The sequence below is a fragment of the Shinella curvata genome, assembly GCF_022899935.1.
GTDB lineage: Bacteria > Pseudomonadota > Alphaproteobacteria > Rhizobiales > Rhizobiaceae > Shinella > Shinella curvata.
Map to the genome: position 1 here is coordinate 459,667 of NZ_JALJCJ010000004.1, position 14,881 is coordinate 474,547.

Consider the following 14,881-nt stretch of genomic DNA (forward strand, 5'->3'; position numbering starts at 1 on the left):
TCATAACGGAAATCTATGGGCTCATCTCATCGTTTCATGAGTCGGCCCTATTGTGCCCTTGACTCGATGAGCCTTCCCCTGACACATTTAGTTGTCAGACATCTTACATAAAAGGGGATCCGAGCTGACGGATCACAAGGAGGACCACATGAAAAAGCTCTTCATGCGACTGGCCGTAGGCGCCGCCTTCGTCGCCGCCGCCGTCTCGGCCCAGGCCGGCGAGACGCTCGACCGCGTCATGGAAAAGAAGGCGATGGTCGTCGCCACCAACAGCGGCTGGCCGCCCCAGAGCTATCTCGACGACAACAACGAGATGGTCGGCTTCGACATCGACGTGTCGCGCGAGATCGCCAAGCGCCTCGGCGTCGAGGTGAGTTTCGAGACGCCGGACTGGGCGACGCTGACGGGCGGCCGCTGGCAGGGCCGCTACGACCTCGGCGTCGGTTCGGTTACGCCCACCAAGGCACGTGCCCAGGTAATCGATTTCGTCGGCATCTATTATTACAGCCCTTATGTCTATGTCGTGCACAAGGACAGCGAGGCCAAGACGGTCACCGACCTGAACGGCAAGGTGATCGGCGTCGAAACGGCGACGACCTCGGAAGACTTCATCAATCGCAAGCTGGAAATCGACGCGCCGGGCCTGCCGCCGATCGAGTACAAGCTGGAACCAGGCGAGGTGCGCACCTTCGCCGATTCCATGCTGCCCTTCGACGATCTGCGCCTCGGCGCCGGCGTTCGCCTCGATGCGGTGATCGCGCCCGAGCAGACCGCGATGAACGCCATCAAGAACGGGTATCCGGTCAGGGCTCTCGAAGGCGAATACGCCTTCCGTGAACCGCTCGTCGTCATCGCCGAGAAGGTCGATCCGGAATGGACCGCCAAGGTCGGCGGGATCGTCGAGGACATGAAGAAGGACGGCACGCTGGGCCAGCTCACCACCAAGTGGTACGGCAAGGACTACAGCGCCGACTGACGCATTTTTTAGGCGCGGGCGGCTTTTTCGCCCGCGCCTTTCTATTCGAGGGGAGCATGCGATGGCCTATCCGGACACCTATTACAAACGAACCATGGCGGACCAGACGGCGCGCCCGGCGCTTTCGGGCACGGTCGAATGCGACGCGGTCATCGTCGGCGCCGGCCTTGCCGGCCTTACAACGGCGCTGCAGCTGGCCCGCGCCGGCAAACGTGTTACGGTGCTGGAAGCCGAAAGCGTCGGTTTCGGTGCCTCCGGGCGCAATGGCGGCTTCGTCGGCCCCGGCTATGCGACGGGCGGCGACGACATTGCGCGTGTGACCGGCAAGGAGGCGGCGCGCAAACTGCACCATCTCTCCATCGAAGGCATGGACTTCATCCGCGAGACCATCAGGTCGCTTGCCATCGACGATGCCAGGCCCGAGCCTGGCATCATGAGCGTTCTGCGCTACGATGACGGCGCGAGCCTCAAGGCCTATGCGGAAGAGACCCGCCGGGAATACGGCTACGAGCTGGAATACATGGACCGGGACGCCGTGCGCGCGGTACTGAAATCCGAGCGCTATTTCCAGGCGCTGCGCAATCCCCATGCCTTCCATATGCACCCGCTCAACTATCTGCGCGCCATCGCCGCCGAAATCGAGCGGCTTGGTGGGCGTATCTGCGAACAGTCTCCGGCAGTCTCCGTGGATTTTTCCGGCGCTGAAAAACGCGTCAAGACATCCGGCGGTGAAGTCAGGGCCAAGGATGTCGTCTTCACGACCGGTGGCTATACCGGATCGCTGAACGGCAAGCTGAAGCGTTCCTACCTGCCGATCGCTACCTATGTGATGGTCAGCGAGGACGCGCCCGAACTGATCGCTACGGCGATCGCCACGAAGAACGCCATCGGCGACAACAGGCGGGCGGGTGACTATTACCGCCTCGTCGACGGTGGGCGCCGCATTCTCTGGGGCGGCCGCATCACCACCCACGCTGCTTCCACGGCCGGCCTCGTCAAGGAATTGCGCGCCGAAATGGTCGGCACCTATCCGCAGCTTGCCGACCTCAAGACGGAAATCGCCTGGTCCGGCCTGATGTCCTATGCCCGCCACCTGATGCCCCAGATCGGGCGCATGAGCCCCGGTGTCTGGTATTGCACCGCCTTCGGCGGGCACGGCCTCAACACGACGGCGATCGGCGGCAAGGTCATCGCCGAAGGCATTCTGGGCGAGACCGAGCGTTACAGGCTTTTCGAGCCCTTCGGCCTCGTTTGGGCGGGCGGTCTTGCGGGCCTTGCGGTGGCGCAGCTCACCTATTGGAAGCTCCAGGCGCAGGACTGGTGGCGCGAGCGCGCGGCGTAGGCGATTTCAGAAAGAAAAAGGGGCGGAGCATGATTGGTCGACTGATACTCACCTATCCCGAAGCATCGCGCAGGGCCGGCGGCTTGCTGATCCTCGCCGTCGTGGCTGCGATGCTCTACTCCATCGGGGTCAGTTCCGCCTGGATCGGCCATCTCCTGCCGTCCTCCACCGACTGGCTGAAGGCCAACCCGGTCATCAGCCGCATCGTCTCTTCGGTGCTGATCGCACTCATCATCGCTGCAAACTGGAAAGCGCTGCGGCAGTTGCCGCGCCGCTGGCAGATCGTCGGCGTCTGGCTTGAGCTCTTCGTCCTGCTGATGCTGTTCTTCTATTCGTTCGATCTTTCCTTTACCTTCATCGCCAAGAAGATCGGTTTCCTCGTCACGCAGGGCGTGACGACGACGCTCTACATTTCCGCGATCTCCATCATCATCGCCACGGCCATCGCGCTGGCCGGCGCCATCGCCAAGCTCTCCAGCAATGGTGTTGTCTATGGCCTGGCGACCTTCTACACGTCCCTGTTTCGTGGCCTGCCGCTGCTGATGCAGATCTACATCATCTATCTCGGTCTGCCGCAGGTGGGTTACGTGATCGGTGCTGTGCCGGCCGGCATTCTTGCGCTGTCGCTCTGCTACGGCGCCTACATGACGGAAATTTTCCGTGCCGGCATCCAGAGCATCAACCGGGGGCAGACGGAGGGAGCAACCGCGCTCGGTCTCAGCCCGGCGCAGACGATGATGCTCGTCATCCTGCCGCAGGCCATGCGCGTCATCATCCCGCCGACCGGCAACCAGTTCATCGCGATGCTCAAGGATAGTTCGCTCGTCTCCGTAGTCGGCGTCTGGGAAATCATGTATCTTGCGCGCACGCAGGGCCAGACCGAGTTCCGTCATATCGAAATGCTGATCACCGCCTCCATGATCTACTGGATTCTTTCGATCGGCCTGGAATATGCCCAGGCCCGCATCGAGGAAAGGTTCGGCCGCTTCAATGTCCGCTGAGGCATCCGTGGCAAGCGGCGATGGCACGCCGGTCGTGCCGTCGAACGGCAAGGGCGCGTTGATCGTGCTCGTGGCTTTCTTCGTGTTTTCCGCGACCGATGCCATCGTCAAGATCATGGCCGGCACGATTCCGGCGCCGCAGGTAACATTCCTCATTACGCTGGCGGCGCTGATCCTGCTTCTGGTTCACGCGCTCGTCACGGGCCGCGTCCGCCGCCTGATCCCGCGTCAGCCGTCGCTTGCTTTCTGGCGCGCGCTGCTTTTGGCGCTCGACACTTTGCTGATCCACTACGCCTTCGCCAAGCTGCCGATGGCCGAGGCCTATCTCATCGCCTTCCTGACCCCGATCCTCGTTGCCATGCTGAGCTTCGTCTTTCTGGGCGAGCGGCTGTCGCGCATCGGCTGGGTCGGCGTGCTGGTTGGCTTTGCCGGTGTCGCCGTGGCGCTGAAGCCGGGTGCAGCGCCGCTCAATCTCGGTCATCTCGCGGCTTTCGCGTCGGCGGTTCTTTTTTCGCTCTCACTGATCCTGTTGCGGAGGACCAAACTGGCGGAAACGGATGAGGCGCTGGTCGCCAGCCTGCTCGTCGTCATGACGCCCGTCGCTTTTGCCGTTGCCACCATCTCGGGCGAACTGGCGCCGCTCGGTCGTTCCGATCTCGGCTTTGCGCTGGCGGGCGGCGTGCTCATGATCGTCGGCAATGCGCTGCTGGTTCGCGCCTTCCGGGTCGGCGAGGCTTCTGTGGTGGCGCCATTCCAGTACAGCCAAATCATCTGGGGCTGTCTCTACAGCCTCTTTCTCTTTTCGACGCCGATAGAAATGCACACGCTGATCGGCGCGGCGATCATCATCTTTTCCAGCTGGCTCGTTCTGAAGTAACCGTCAGTGCGGCTGGGCGACCTGCGGGAAGCCGCCGATATGGGTGCAGGTGAGTGCCGCCTGGTCGCGCCCGGCCGCAAGACAATCGGGCAGCGGCTTTCCGGCGAGTCGGGCGGCGAGAAAGCCGGCGATGAAGCTGTCACCGGCACCGGTCGTATCGACCACCTCGACCGGACGAATACCCGCTTCGAAACGATGGGTGCCGTCGCTGACGACGGAGCCTCCGTTGCCGCGCGTAACGACGGCGAGCGGCACGCCGTCGCCAAGCAGGCGCTGTAGCTGCGCATCGGCGGCCCCCGTCTCGCCGCCCGCCGAGGCGAAGGCGATGGCGAGGCCCCCGGTACCGAGATTGGCGGGGTCCGCGTTGACGGATATGTCCTGGGAGACGCTGACGCCGGCAGCGGCCAGTGTGCGGCGCAAGGCGCCACCGTCGTCCATCCAGCCGATATGGACATGATCCATGGTTTTCAGCGCATCGATATCGGCCTCGTCCGGCCTGTAGCCGGCACAGACGCCGAAATCCTCGTGGACGAAAATGCGTTCGCCGGAGCCAAGGACATCGATGTCCGTATAGGCGGTGATGCCGGGCCGTTCCTTCAGATGAGTGATGTCGACGCCGTTTTCCGAAAGCAGTCCACGCGTCCGATGACCGGCTCCGTCCGGGCCGACCGCGCCGAAGTAGAACGATATCTGGCCGAGCCGCGCCAATTGCACGGCGACGTTCAGCGCATTGCCGCCGACGAGTGATATCGAGAGGGGCGGCCGGAAACGGTCGATACAATTGTCGCCGACGGCGGCGAAGCGAAGGGTCTTCATGCGGTTCTCTTCAGGGGCGGCAAAGCCGCGAACGCGACAGGCGCATTCACGGCTCGGAAGCTCTCACGTCTAGCCGGCGATTCCTGGTCGCTCAATCAGTAGGCGACGCGCTTGTAGTAGCGGCGGGTCGTCAGTGGATGATTGCGCATGACTTCCAGATGCGCGCTGATGCGCTCCAGAACGGTCGCAAGCAGCGCCGGCGAGATGAGGCCGCGCACCTCCGGTGAAATGCCGGGGAGGTCCAAGTCGGCGGTATCGAGCACCGTCAGCTTGTCCGTGTAGCTCGGCGCGAAATTCTCGACGCGCTCGGCCAGCGGACGCAGGGCATCCTCGCCCTTGAAGAGAATGACGCTCACGTCCTTGTCGACCAGTTCCAGCGTGCCGTGGAAGAAGTCGGACGCATGGACCGGACGGGTACGGATCCATTGCATCTCTTCGAGAATGCACATGCCGTAATAGAAGGCCTCCGGCCAGGCATTTCCGGCGCCGGTGATGATGTGGAAATCGGAGCCGGCGAGCACCTTGGCGAAGGCTTCGGCCTTCGGCTCATAGGCGCGTTTCACTTCCAGCAGCAGCGCCGGCAAGCGTGCGAGTTCCGCGACGATGGCATCGTGGTTGTCGATCTCGCCGCGGTGCTTGAGGACCGCCAGGGCCACGAAAAGCGACTGAAGATAGAAGGATTCGCAGGACGTGTCGTCTTCGGCGAAGTTGACGAAGACATGGTCGCCACCCTTGCCGAGCGGCGTTTCCTCGTGGCCGACGAGCGTCAGGACCGTCGCGCCGATTTCCTTCAGCTTGGCAAGCAGCGCGACGCTCTCCTTGGTCGTGCCGGAGAGCGAGGGCATGACGACGATCGATTTTTCCGTGAGATTGGCCGAGCCGGTGAGCACGAGTTCCGCCGGCATGTCGATGAAGGCGGGGAAACGCGAGCGGCGCTGCAGGAGCTGGGCTGCCGGCTGCATGAGGATTGCCGCGCCGCCCGTGCCGAGGAAGAAGATGTTTTCAGCGCCGCCCGCAAGGCACGATGCGATCACCGTTTCCAGCCGCTTCTGCAGGCCGACGGCGCCCGACTGGATGCGCAGGAATCTCTGTTCGTCGAAGTTCAGCATGGACATGCCCTCGTGATGATAGTTTCAATGTTGTAAGACAACTGACATCATGGTGTGTCGGAGTCAAGCGGACCGTCGGAATTTTCCTGAAGACAGAAGCGTAACATATTGCGCAAGGTTACCGCTTGCCTTGCGTCTACTTGACCATGCAGGATTTGTCAGACAAGAAAGGTGAGGCGACAACGACCAAACGAGGTATCCGGTGGAGGAACCCCTTCGCGATTCACGCACCCTCGCCGTCCAGTTGCGGGACCGGATTGCCGATCTGATCAAGGACGAGGGGCTGACGCCAGGCGACAAGCTGCCGACCGAAGCGCAGTTGACGCAACGGTTCAAGATTTCACGGCCGGCATTGCGCGAGGCGCTGAAACTGCTCGAACAGGACGACGTGATCTATGTCGAGCATGGTCGCGGCCGGTTCGTCTCGGCGCTGTCGGCCGTGCAGGTCGACCGGCCGATAACCGTTTTCGAGAGCGTCACCGACATGGCGCGCCACTACGGCTATCGGACGATCAACAAGGTGCTTTCGATGTCCGAGGAAATACCGGACAAGCGCGTGGCCGAAAGCCTGAGGCTCGGCGCCAATGATCGCGTGATCCGCATCGAGCGGATCCGCCTGCACGACGACGAACCGATCCTTTATTGCATCGACTACGTGCCGCGCAGCATCATAGCAGGTCGGCTGTACGATATCGAGTGGAGCGGCTCGCTGATGCAGATCCTCGAGGAGCATGCCAACCGTCCGCGCATGTCGGCGGCAAGCGTTTCGGCCGTCATGCTGCCCCACGACGTGATCGAGCGACATGGTCTCCGGGACTTCGGACCGGCGCTGCTCATCACCGAGACCTGTTTCAATGCGGCCGGCCTGCCGGTCAATTATGCCATCGACTACCATCGTGGCAGCCATTTTTCCTTCAGCCTGACCCGCAAGTAATGCGGCCGGCAAACCCATCCCGACAGAGGCAGACATGATCGATCAGGCGACCCCAAGAGTAGCGCTCATTGCCGGCGGGGCCGGTGGCATGGGAGCGGCGATCGCCGCCCGGCTGTCTTCCGAAGGCTATGCGGTAGCGATCGCGGACCTGGAATCCGAACGACTGACGGCAACGGTCGATATCCTCACTGCCGGCGGCGGCGAAGCGCTTGCCGTGCCGCTCGACATGCGCCGGATCGGCTCCTGTGCCGCAGCCGTGGATGCCGTTCTGGCGTGGCGGGGTCGCCTCGATGTCGTCGTCAATTCCGCCGGCGTCTGGCGCGAGGGCGAGAGCGTGAGCATGACGGAAGCGGACTGGGACATCGTCTTCGACGTCAATCTGAAGGGGGCTTTCTTCCTCATTCAGGCGGCCATCCCGCATCTCGTCGCTGGTGCCTGCATCGTCAACATCGCCTCGGATGCCGGTATTGTCGGCAACAACGGTGCTGCGATCTATTGCGCCTCGAAGGGCGGCCTGGTGCTGCTCACCAAGGCGCTGGCGCTGGAACTCGCGCCGCGCCAGATTCGCGTCAACGCCGTCTGCCCCGGAGACGTCGCGACACCGATGATCGAATTCCAGGCTGAGCGCTACGGTGAGGGCGATCCCGACGGCTACAAGGCAAAGCTGCTCTCCAACTATCCGCAGCGGGACGCCGCGCGCTTCATCAAGCCGGAAGAGATCGCCCGCATGGTGGCCTTCCTCTGCGAGCCGGACGGCGCGCCCATCACGGGGGCCGCGCTATCCATCGATTTCGGCGTCACGGCCGGTTACTGAGGAAGCCTCCATGCAGCGCAAGACCGCGATCATCACCGGTGCCGGTGCCGCCGACGGCATCGGCTTCGCCTGCGCGAAAGGCCTCGCGGAGGAGGGGTTGTACGTCCACCTCGTCGCGACCAGCGACCGCATTTTCGAGCGGGCCGAGGAGCTGCGTGGCCAGGGCTTCGCTGCGACCGGCCATATCTGCGACCTCACCGACAAAGCGTCCTCCGAGCGCCTGCGCCAGGGGACAGGCCCGGCGGCGGTCCTCGTCAACAATGCCGGCATGGGCAGTATTTCGCAGCCGGCGCTGCAGCGGGAATTCGTCGATCTGGAGGAGGCGGACTGGGATCGCGGCATTTCCGTCAGTTTGAAAACCGCCTTCCTCGCGACACGCATCTATCTGCCCGACATGTATGCCGACGGCTATGGCCGTATCGTCAATGTCGCCTCGGTGACCGGTCCCTACGTCGCCAATCCGGGCGAAACGGCCTATTCAGCCGCCAAGGCCGGGATGGTGGGCATGACCCACGCACTGGCGCTTGAAGCCGGTCCGCGCGGCGTCACCGTCAATGCCATCGCGCCCGGATGGGTCGATACGGGCGCCTCCACCGAGGAGGAGCGCCGCGCGGCACGGGCAACGCCCTGCGGCCGCGCCGGCACGCCGGCGGAGATGGCGGCCGCCGTCGTTTTCTTCGCATCGCCAAAGGCGAGCTACATCAACGGTGCGGTGCTCGTGGTGGATGGCGGGAACATCCTGCAGGAACGCAAGGCCTGAGAGTCCATTTGGAAACTCGGCGACGCAAAGCCGTTTCCTCCTGAAGTGTTTCGTACCATAGTGCGGCGGCATCAAACATGCGCCGTCCGGTTCACCGGCGTCGCGACAATCCGAAGGTTCTGCCATGTATTCTCCCTGGCCCGAAGTCGGCACGCCGCTCGATCAGGTCGCAACCCCCATGCCCGTCATCGACGAGGATCGCCTCGCGGCCAATATCCGGCGCACGCAGGCCTATTGCGACCAGCACGGCAAGGCCTTCCGCCCGCATATCAAGACACACAAGATCGTCGCGATCGCCGGGGCGCAGCGCGCCGCCGGCGCCGTCGGCCTCAATTGCCAGAAGGTCAGCGAGGCGGAGGCCTTTGCCGATGCCGGCTTCGACGACATCCTCATCACCTACAATATCCTCGGCGCCGCAAAGCTGCGCCGCCTGCGAATGCTGCATGAGCGCGTGGCGCATCTCGGTGTCGTCGCCGACAGCAATGCCACCGTGGCGGGACTGGCCGGCGCCTTCGATGCTGCGCATCCGCTGAGGGTACTGGTTGAATGCGATACGGGCGGCGGGCGCTGTGGCGTACAGACGCCGGAGGCGGCAGCGGTGCTTGCGGAAACGATATCGGCAGCGCCGTCATTGCGCTTCGGCGGTCTCCTGACCTATCCCGCCCCCGGCGGTGCTGCGGCAATCGAGGCCTTCCTGTCCGGCACGATGGCGCTGCTTGCGGCAAAGGGCATCGATTGCCCCGTCCGCTCGAGCGGCGGTTCGCCGGATCTCTTGAAGGCCCATCTCGTGCCCTCGGCGACGGAGCACCGGGCGGGAACCTATGTCTACAATGACAGAAGCATGGTGCGCGCCGGCCATTGCACGCGTGCCGATCTTGCCATGCATGTCCTCGCCACCGTCGTGTCGCGCCCGGAGGAGAACCGCGCCGTGCTCGATGCGGGCTCCAAGGCGCTGACCTCCGATCTGCTCGGTTTCACCGACTATGGCGAAATCGACGGCTTCGAGGCTGCGCGCATCGTCTCGCTGTCGGAGGAGCATGCGGTGGTGGATATCAGCGCGTGCAAGGAGGGCTTTCCGCCGATCGGCAGCGTGGTGCGCATCGTGCCCAACCACACCTGCGTCGTCAGCAATCTTTTCGACCGTATGGTCTTCCACCGGGACGGCATCGTCACGCGCGTGGAGGATGTCGCCGCGCGCGGCACGGTCTGGTGAAATCAAACAAGGAGAACAGCCGATGGCTGACGACAACGCCCCCTTCTTCATCGAGGATACGGACGAGAGCGAGATTTCCTCTGACACGACCGGCCTCGGCAACCTGCTCTTCACGACGCATATTCCGTTGCGCGCCGATGGCTCGATCGAGACCGGTGACATCCGGACCCAGAGCATCGCCACGCTGGAAAGCCTGAAGGCCTCGCTGGAAAAGGCCGGCAGCAGCCTGGCGGACGTCATGCACCTGACGATCTACCTCACCGATATCAACGAGCGTCCGGCCTTCAACGAGGTCTATTGCGCCTATTTCCGAAAACCCTATCCGGTCCGCTGCGCCGTCGGTGTCGCAGCACTGGCCGATCCGGACATGAAGGTGGAAGTGACGGCCATCGCCGCACGCCGTAAATCGCTCTGACGGCGGCTGCCGCGTGCCGCCTCGGTGCGCGGCTCCATGCACGAGAAGCATGTTGTGCGCTTCCTATGTTGCGCATATTTTCTATAAAAATAGTCAAATAAGAAAAGACATGCCTGCTGCTTCCCGTCTTCCTTTGTTATCCCTAGACAATATCCGGGGTTTAAAGCGGAGCGGACACGATGAATGCGCATGTCGAAAACACCCTCTTCAATGATCGCAATGCGGCTTTGCTCGATCACCCCGCCGATGCCGATCATCTGAAGGCGGCGTTGCGCACGCTGGGCGGTGGCGTCAGCATCATTACGGCAGGCGAGGGCGAAGCCCGCACCGGCGCCACCGTCACATCGGCGACGGCTCTTTCCGTCGAGCCGGCACGCATGCTCGTGTCGCTCAACCGTTCTTCCTCCACCTGGCCCGTCGTCGAGCGCTACGGTCACCTCGGCATCAACATCGTCGGTGCCGATCACGAGACGCTTGCCGACCAATTCGCCGGGCGTGGGGGCCTGCGGGGCCCCGACCGCTATCGCGGCGGCGAATGGACGACCGCCGTCAGCGGTGCGCCGCTGCTCGTCGATGCCGTGGCGGCGATCGACTGCGTCGTCGAGGAGGCGATCGAACGGCACAGCCACGTCATCGTCATCGGCCGGGTCGTGGCCATCCGCATCGGTACCGGCCACTCGCTGCTCTACCAGAACGGCCGCTATCACGACGTCGCCGCACGATAGGCTTTGACCCCGCCTGTTGCGGCCGCTAGACGAGCGTCGTCCGGCCGCATACGGGTTTTCGCCCCGCGATCGGACTGAAGAGGCCTTTCGACGGGGGTTCCCATGACCGATCTTTTCGACGCTGCGCCGCGCACCGGTTCGATGCCGCTTGCCGCCGAGCTGCGGCCGGCAACGCTGGACGACGTGATCGGCCAGGAAAAGGTCATCGGCGACGGCACCATGCTGCGCCGGCGCATCGCGGCCGGCCGGCTTGGCAGCATCATCCTCTACGGCCCTCCTGGCCTCGGGAAAACCTCGATCGCGCGCGCCATCGGCAACATGCTGGGCAAGAATTTCCGACCGCTGCACGCCGCTCACAACAATGTTGCCGATATCAGGAAGATCGCCGACGAGGCACGCATGCGCCCGACGCTGCTCTTCGCAGACGAGGTGCACCGGTTCAGCGCCACGCAGCAGGACCATCTGCTCGCGCTCTGCGAGGAGGGGGTCGCCGATTTCATCGGTGCGACGACGGGCAATCCCTATCATACGCTGACGCCTGCGCTCATCTCGCGCTCGACGATCCTCAAGCTGGAACCGCTCACCATCGAGGAGATGGAGGAGGTGGTGCGCCGCGGCGTCAGGCATCTGGCAAGCCGCGGCATCGAGGTGCGGCTGGAGCCGGAGCAGTTGCGCCGCATCGCCGGCCGGTCCGGCGGCGATGCGCGCCGCGCGCTGACGGTGCTGGAAAGCCTCGCCGTCGGCCATGCGCCCGGTCGGCCGGTCGTTCTGACAGAGGCGATGGTGGAAGAAGCCTATGCGGCCGCCCCCGTCAACCACGACCGCTCGGGCGATGCTCATTACGACGTGGTCTCGGCTTTCGTGAAATCCATGCGCGGTTCGGACCCCGATGCGACGCTCTACTGGCTCGCCCGGCTGATCCACGGCGGGGAGGATCCGCGCTACATCGCGCGCCGGATCATGATCCATGCGTCGGAAGACGTTGGCCTTGCCGATAACACGGCGCTGCAGACGGCGGTCGCCGCACTCCATGCGGTCGAGAAGATCGGCTATCCCGAGGCGCAGATCATTCTTGCCCATGCCGCCCTGCATGTCGCCCGCGCGCCAAAATCCAACTCCGCCTGCCGCGGGATTTCGCTCGCGCTCGCTCATGTCGCGAACGAGCCTCCGTCCGCCGTGCCGATGCATCTGCGCGACGCGCATTACAAGGGCGCTGCCGCACTCGGCCATGTCGGCTACGCCTTTCCGCATGATGACGGTCGCGGCTGGAGCGAACAGGTCTATGCGCCTGACGTGCCGCGCGGCGGGTTCTATCAGAGCGATGCGCGGGACGCCGCGACCTTCGAGCGGCGCGCCGATGACCATTGGGAACAGGTGACCGGCCGGCCGACGCCAGGCCGGTTCGGCGGCAAGCGGTAAGTGTTGAAAACAGGGTGCCTTACGTGCCGTTCGCCAGCCCGGCACGCACCCGGTTGACGACAGTCCAGACCAGCAGCACGCAGGTCATGGGCTGGATATGCCATGTCCACGCGGGCAGCACGCCGAAGACGGCGACGAGCGCGCCAAGCGCGCCAAAAAGCAGCGCCCGATCGCTCTTGCCCATCGGTCCTTCGTAGGTCCGCCCGTTGCCATGGGCGACGCCGAGCGCGCCGGCGAATTCCGTGAGCGTCGCAAGAAAGATGATCGCCGTCAGCCAGGGCAGCGAAAACGGTGCGATGAGCGCGAAGGGCGCGTAGAGCGCGGCGTCGGATACCACGTCCGTGATCTCGTTGAGATAACCGCCGAGTGCGCTCTGCTGGCCATGTTCGCGGGCGAGCATGCCATCAACGGCGTTGAACGCCATGCGCAGGACCATCCAGACCGGCACGAGGGCGAAAAGCGCCGGCTCGGGACGGACAAGCAGCAGCGCACCGATCGCCACCGACACGATGGCAGCGACCAGCGTCACCTGGTTTGCAGTAAGGCCCATGGCCGCCAGCCGTCCCACCAGCGGGCGAAGCAGGGACTGGAAAGACGATTTCAGTTTATAGATCGACATCAATGCTCGAATCCGCTCGATTGCTTGGATTGAAATGAATGTGCAATCGACGGGAAATCAACTGCAAATATAAGGCCTCATCCGTATAGGGTGAGAATGACATCCGCATGAGGGGACACAGCATGATCGAAAAGGCCTTTGCGAGCCATGATGGCGTGGAGCTATTCTACCGCTTCTGGCCCGCCCGCTCCGGCACGGCAAAAGGCGCAATCGTGCTGCTCCATCGCGGCCACGAGCACAGCGGCCGCGTCGCCCATATCGCCGAAGAGCTGGGCCTTGACGATTTTGCCTTCTATGCCTGGGATGCGCGTGGTCATGGCCGTTCGCCCGGTGAGCGCGGTCATTCGCCGTCTTTCGCCCATTCGGTGCGCGACCTCGATTGCTTCGTGCGCCATATCAGGGAAACCGGTGGCTTTGCCATGGATCAGGTCGTGGTGCTCGCGCAGAGCGTCGGCGCAGTGCTGGCCTCGACCTGGGTGCATGATTATGCGCCGGATATCCGCGCGCTGGTGCTCGCCTCGCCGGCCTTCAGCGTCAAGCTCTACGTGCCCTTCGCACGCGAGGGCATCGCGCTCTGGCAGAAGCTGAAGGGCACCTTCTTCGTCAATTCCTACGTCAAGGCGCGTTTCCTGACGCACGACCCGGAGCGCATCGCCTCCTTCGAGGCCGATCCGCTGATCACCCGCCCCATCGCCTCCAACATCCTGCTGGAGCTTTACGAGGCGGCGGATCGTGTGGTCGCGGATGCCCGCGCCATCACCGTGCCGACGCAGCTTCTCATTTCCGGCAGCGATTTCGTCGTGCGCCACGCACCGCAGCACCGCTTCTTTGAAAATCTCGGCGGTACGATCAAGGAACGCCACGTGCTGCCCGGCTTCTTCCACGATACGCTCGGCGAGCGGGATCGGTCCAAGGCGCTGGAGAAAGTGCGCACCTTCATCCTGGCGCGTTTTGCCGCGCCGCCCGTCGTCGCCGATGTTCGCGACGCCCACCGCGTGGGTTACACCCGTGACGAGGCCGACCGGCTGGCGACGCCGCTTCCGCTCTTTTCCCCGCGCGGCCTCTACTGGGCGATGACGCGCGCCTCGATCCGCTTCGGCGGACTGCTCTCCAAGGGCATCGCGACGGGTATGCGCACCGGCTTCGATTCCGGCTCGACGCTGGATTATGTCTACGAGGACGAGGCACGAGGCCTTGGCCCCGGTGGCCGGCTGATCGACCGGCAGTTTCTCGATGCCATCGGCTGGCGTGGAATCCGTCAGCGCAAGGTCCATCTGGAGGAGCTGATCGCCAAGGCGCTGAAACGCCTCAGGGACGATGCAAAACCGCTGCGCGTGCTCGATATCGCTGCCGGCCATGGACGTTACGTGCTCGACGCGGTGGCCTTGTCTGAGACAAGACCGGACAGTATCCGCCTGCAGGACTATTCGCCCATCAATGTGGAGAAGGGGGCGGCGTTGATCGCCGAACGCGGCCTGCAGGACATCGCGGCCTTCCACCGTGCCGATGCCTTCGACACCGAGGGCCTGGCCGCCATCGAACCGCGGCCGACGCTCGCCATCGTCTCCGGACTTTACGAACTTTTCCCGGACAACACCCAGATCGAGGCCTCTCTTGCCGGCCTCGCGCAAGCATTGGAGCCCGGATCGCTTCTCATCTATACCGGACAGCCCTGGCATCCGCAGCTTGAGATGATCGCGCGTGCGCTCACCTCCCATCGCGGCGGCGAGGCCTGGATCATGCGCCGCCGCACGCAGCAGGAGATGGACCAGCTCGTTGCCGCTGCCGGCTTCCGCAAGATCGAGCAGCGCATCGATATCTGGGGCATTTTCACCGTTTCGCTTGCCGAGCGTATCTGAGG

The 14,881-nt window shown here is 63.9% G+C and carries 15 protein-coding genes; 12 read left to right on the plus strand and 3 right to left on the minus strand.

Annotated features, from left to right (window positions below; translation table 11 throughout):
* Positions 1 to 148: 148 nt before the first annotated feature.
* The 4 genes from MUU55_RS17070 to MUU55_RS17085 all read left to right on the plus strand — a co-directional run bounded on the left by MUU55_RS17070 (position 149) and on the right by MUU55_RS17085 (position 4,196).
* Positions 149 to 976: a transporter substrate-binding domain-containing protein gene (locus tag MUU55_RS17070; RefSeq protein WP_244761947.1), complete on the plus strand. Its 828-nt coding sequence runs from the start codon at positions 149 to 151 to the stop codon at positions 974 to 976.
* Between the two features lie 61 nt (positions 977 to 1,037).
* Positions 1,038 to 2,318 (plus strand): NAD(P)/FAD-dependent oxidoreductase, encoded by a 1,281-nt coding sequence (locus MUU55_RS17075; protein WP_244761948.1) that lies wholly within the window; start codon positions 1,038 to 1,040, stop codon positions 2,316 to 2,318.
* Positions 2,319 to 2,347: 29 nt separating this feature from the next.
* A complete protein-coding gene (locus MUU55_RS17080; RefSeq protein ID WP_244761949.1) occupies positions 2,348 to 3,319 on the plus strand; it encodes an amino acid ABC transporter permease in 972 nt (323 codons plus the stop codon).
* 7 nt (positions 3,320 to 3,326) lie between these two features.
* Positions 3,327 to 4,196: a DMT family transporter gene (locus MUU55_RS17085; RefSeq protein ID WP_244761950.1), complete on the plus strand. Its 870-nt coding sequence runs from the start codon at positions 3,327 to 3,329 to the stop codon at positions 4,194 to 4,196.
* A gap of 3 nt (positions 4,197 to 4,199) precedes the next feature.
* Here MUU55_RS17085 and MUU55_RS17090 read toward each other — a convergent pair whose 3' ends face one another.
* Together MUU55_RS17090 and MUU55_RS17095 are read right to left on the minus strand one after the other, a co-directional pair.
* Entirely contained in the window at positions 4,200 to 5,012 is an 813-nt protein-coding gene (locus MUU55_RS17090; protein ID WP_244761951.1) for a PfkB family carbohydrate kinase, read from the minus strand.
* 95 nt (positions 5,013 to 5,107) lie between these two features.
* Positions 5,108 to 6,121, minus strand: a complete 1,014-nt coding sequence (locus MUU55_RS17095) for an SIS domain-containing protein (protein ID WP_244761952.1) — start codon at positions 6,119 to 6,121, stop codon at positions 5,108 to 5,110.
* Positions 6,122 to 6,323: 202 nt separating this feature from the next.
* On the opposite strand from MUU55_RS17095, the gene MUU55_RS17100 reads away from it, so the two are divergent.
* From MUU55_RS17100 to MUU55_RS17130, 7 genes are all read left to right on the plus strand, one after another.
* Positions 6,324 to 7,055, plus strand: a complete 732-nt coding sequence (locus MUU55_RS17100) for a GntR family transcriptional regulator (RefSeq protein ID WP_244761953.1) — start codon at positions 6,324 to 6,326, stop codon at positions 7,053 to 7,055.
* A gap of 34 nt (positions 7,056 to 7,089) precedes the next feature.
* A complete protein-coding gene (locus tag MUU55_RS17105; protein WP_244761954.1) occupies positions 7,090 to 7,869 on the plus strand; it encodes an SDR family NAD(P)-dependent oxidoreductase in 780 nt (259 codons plus the stop codon).
* Between the two features lie 10 nt (positions 7,870 to 7,879).
* Positions 7,880 to 8,629 (plus strand): SDR family NAD(P)-dependent oxidoreductase, encoded by a 750-nt coding sequence (locus tag MUU55_RS17110; protein ID WP_244761955.1) that lies wholly within the window; start codon positions 7,880 to 7,882, stop codon positions 8,627 to 8,629.
* 124 nt (positions 8,630 to 8,753) lie between these two features.
* Positions 8,754 to 9,842: a D-TA family PLP-dependent enzyme gene (locus MUU55_RS17115; RefSeq protein ID WP_244761956.1), complete on the plus strand. Its 1,089-nt coding sequence runs from the start codon at positions 8,754 to 8,756 to the stop codon at positions 9,840 to 9,842.
* A 22-nt stretch (positions 9,843 to 9,864) separates the two neighbouring features.
* On the plus strand, positions 9,865 to 10,257 hold the full coding sequence (locus MUU55_RS17120) for a RidA family protein (protein ID WP_244761957.1): 393 nt from the start codon (positions 9,865 to 9,867) through the stop codon (positions 10,255 to 10,257).
* Between the two features lie 179 nt (positions 10,258 to 10,436).
* Positions 10,437 to 10,982, plus strand: a complete 546-nt coding sequence (locus MUU55_RS17125; RefSeq protein ID WP_244761958.1) for a flavin reductase family protein — start codon at positions 10,437 to 10,439, stop codon at positions 10,980 to 10,982.
* Positions 10,983 to 11,084: 102 nt separating this feature from the next.
* Positions 11,085 to 12,401 carry a replication-associated recombination protein A gene (locus MUU55_RS17130; protein WP_244761959.1) on the plus strand — a complete coding sequence of 439 codons (1,317 nt, stop codon included), beginning with the start codon at positions 11,085 to 11,087 and terminating at the stop codon, positions 12,399 to 12,401.
* 19 nt (positions 12,402 to 12,420) lie between these two features.
* Here the strand turns inward: MUU55_RS17130 and MUU55_RS17135 are convergent, their stop codons facing one another.
* Positions 12,421 to 13,020 (minus strand): CDP-alcohol phosphatidyltransferase family protein, encoded by a 600-nt coding sequence (locus tag MUU55_RS17135; protein ID WP_244761960.1) that lies wholly within the window; start codon positions 13,018 to 13,020, stop codon positions 12,421 to 12,423.
* Positions 13,021 to 13,142: 122 nt separating this feature from the next.
* Between MUU55_RS17135 and MUU55_RS17140 the strand changes: the two genes are divergently transcribed.
* Positions 13,143 to 14,879 carry a bifunctional alpha/beta hydrolase/class I SAM-dependent methyltransferase gene (locus MUU55_RS17140; protein ID WP_244761961.1) on the plus strand — a complete coding sequence of 579 codons (1,737 nt, stop codon included), beginning with the start codon at positions 13,143 to 13,145 and terminating at the stop codon, positions 14,877 to 14,879.
* Positions 14,880 to 14,881: the final 2 nt, after the last annotated feature.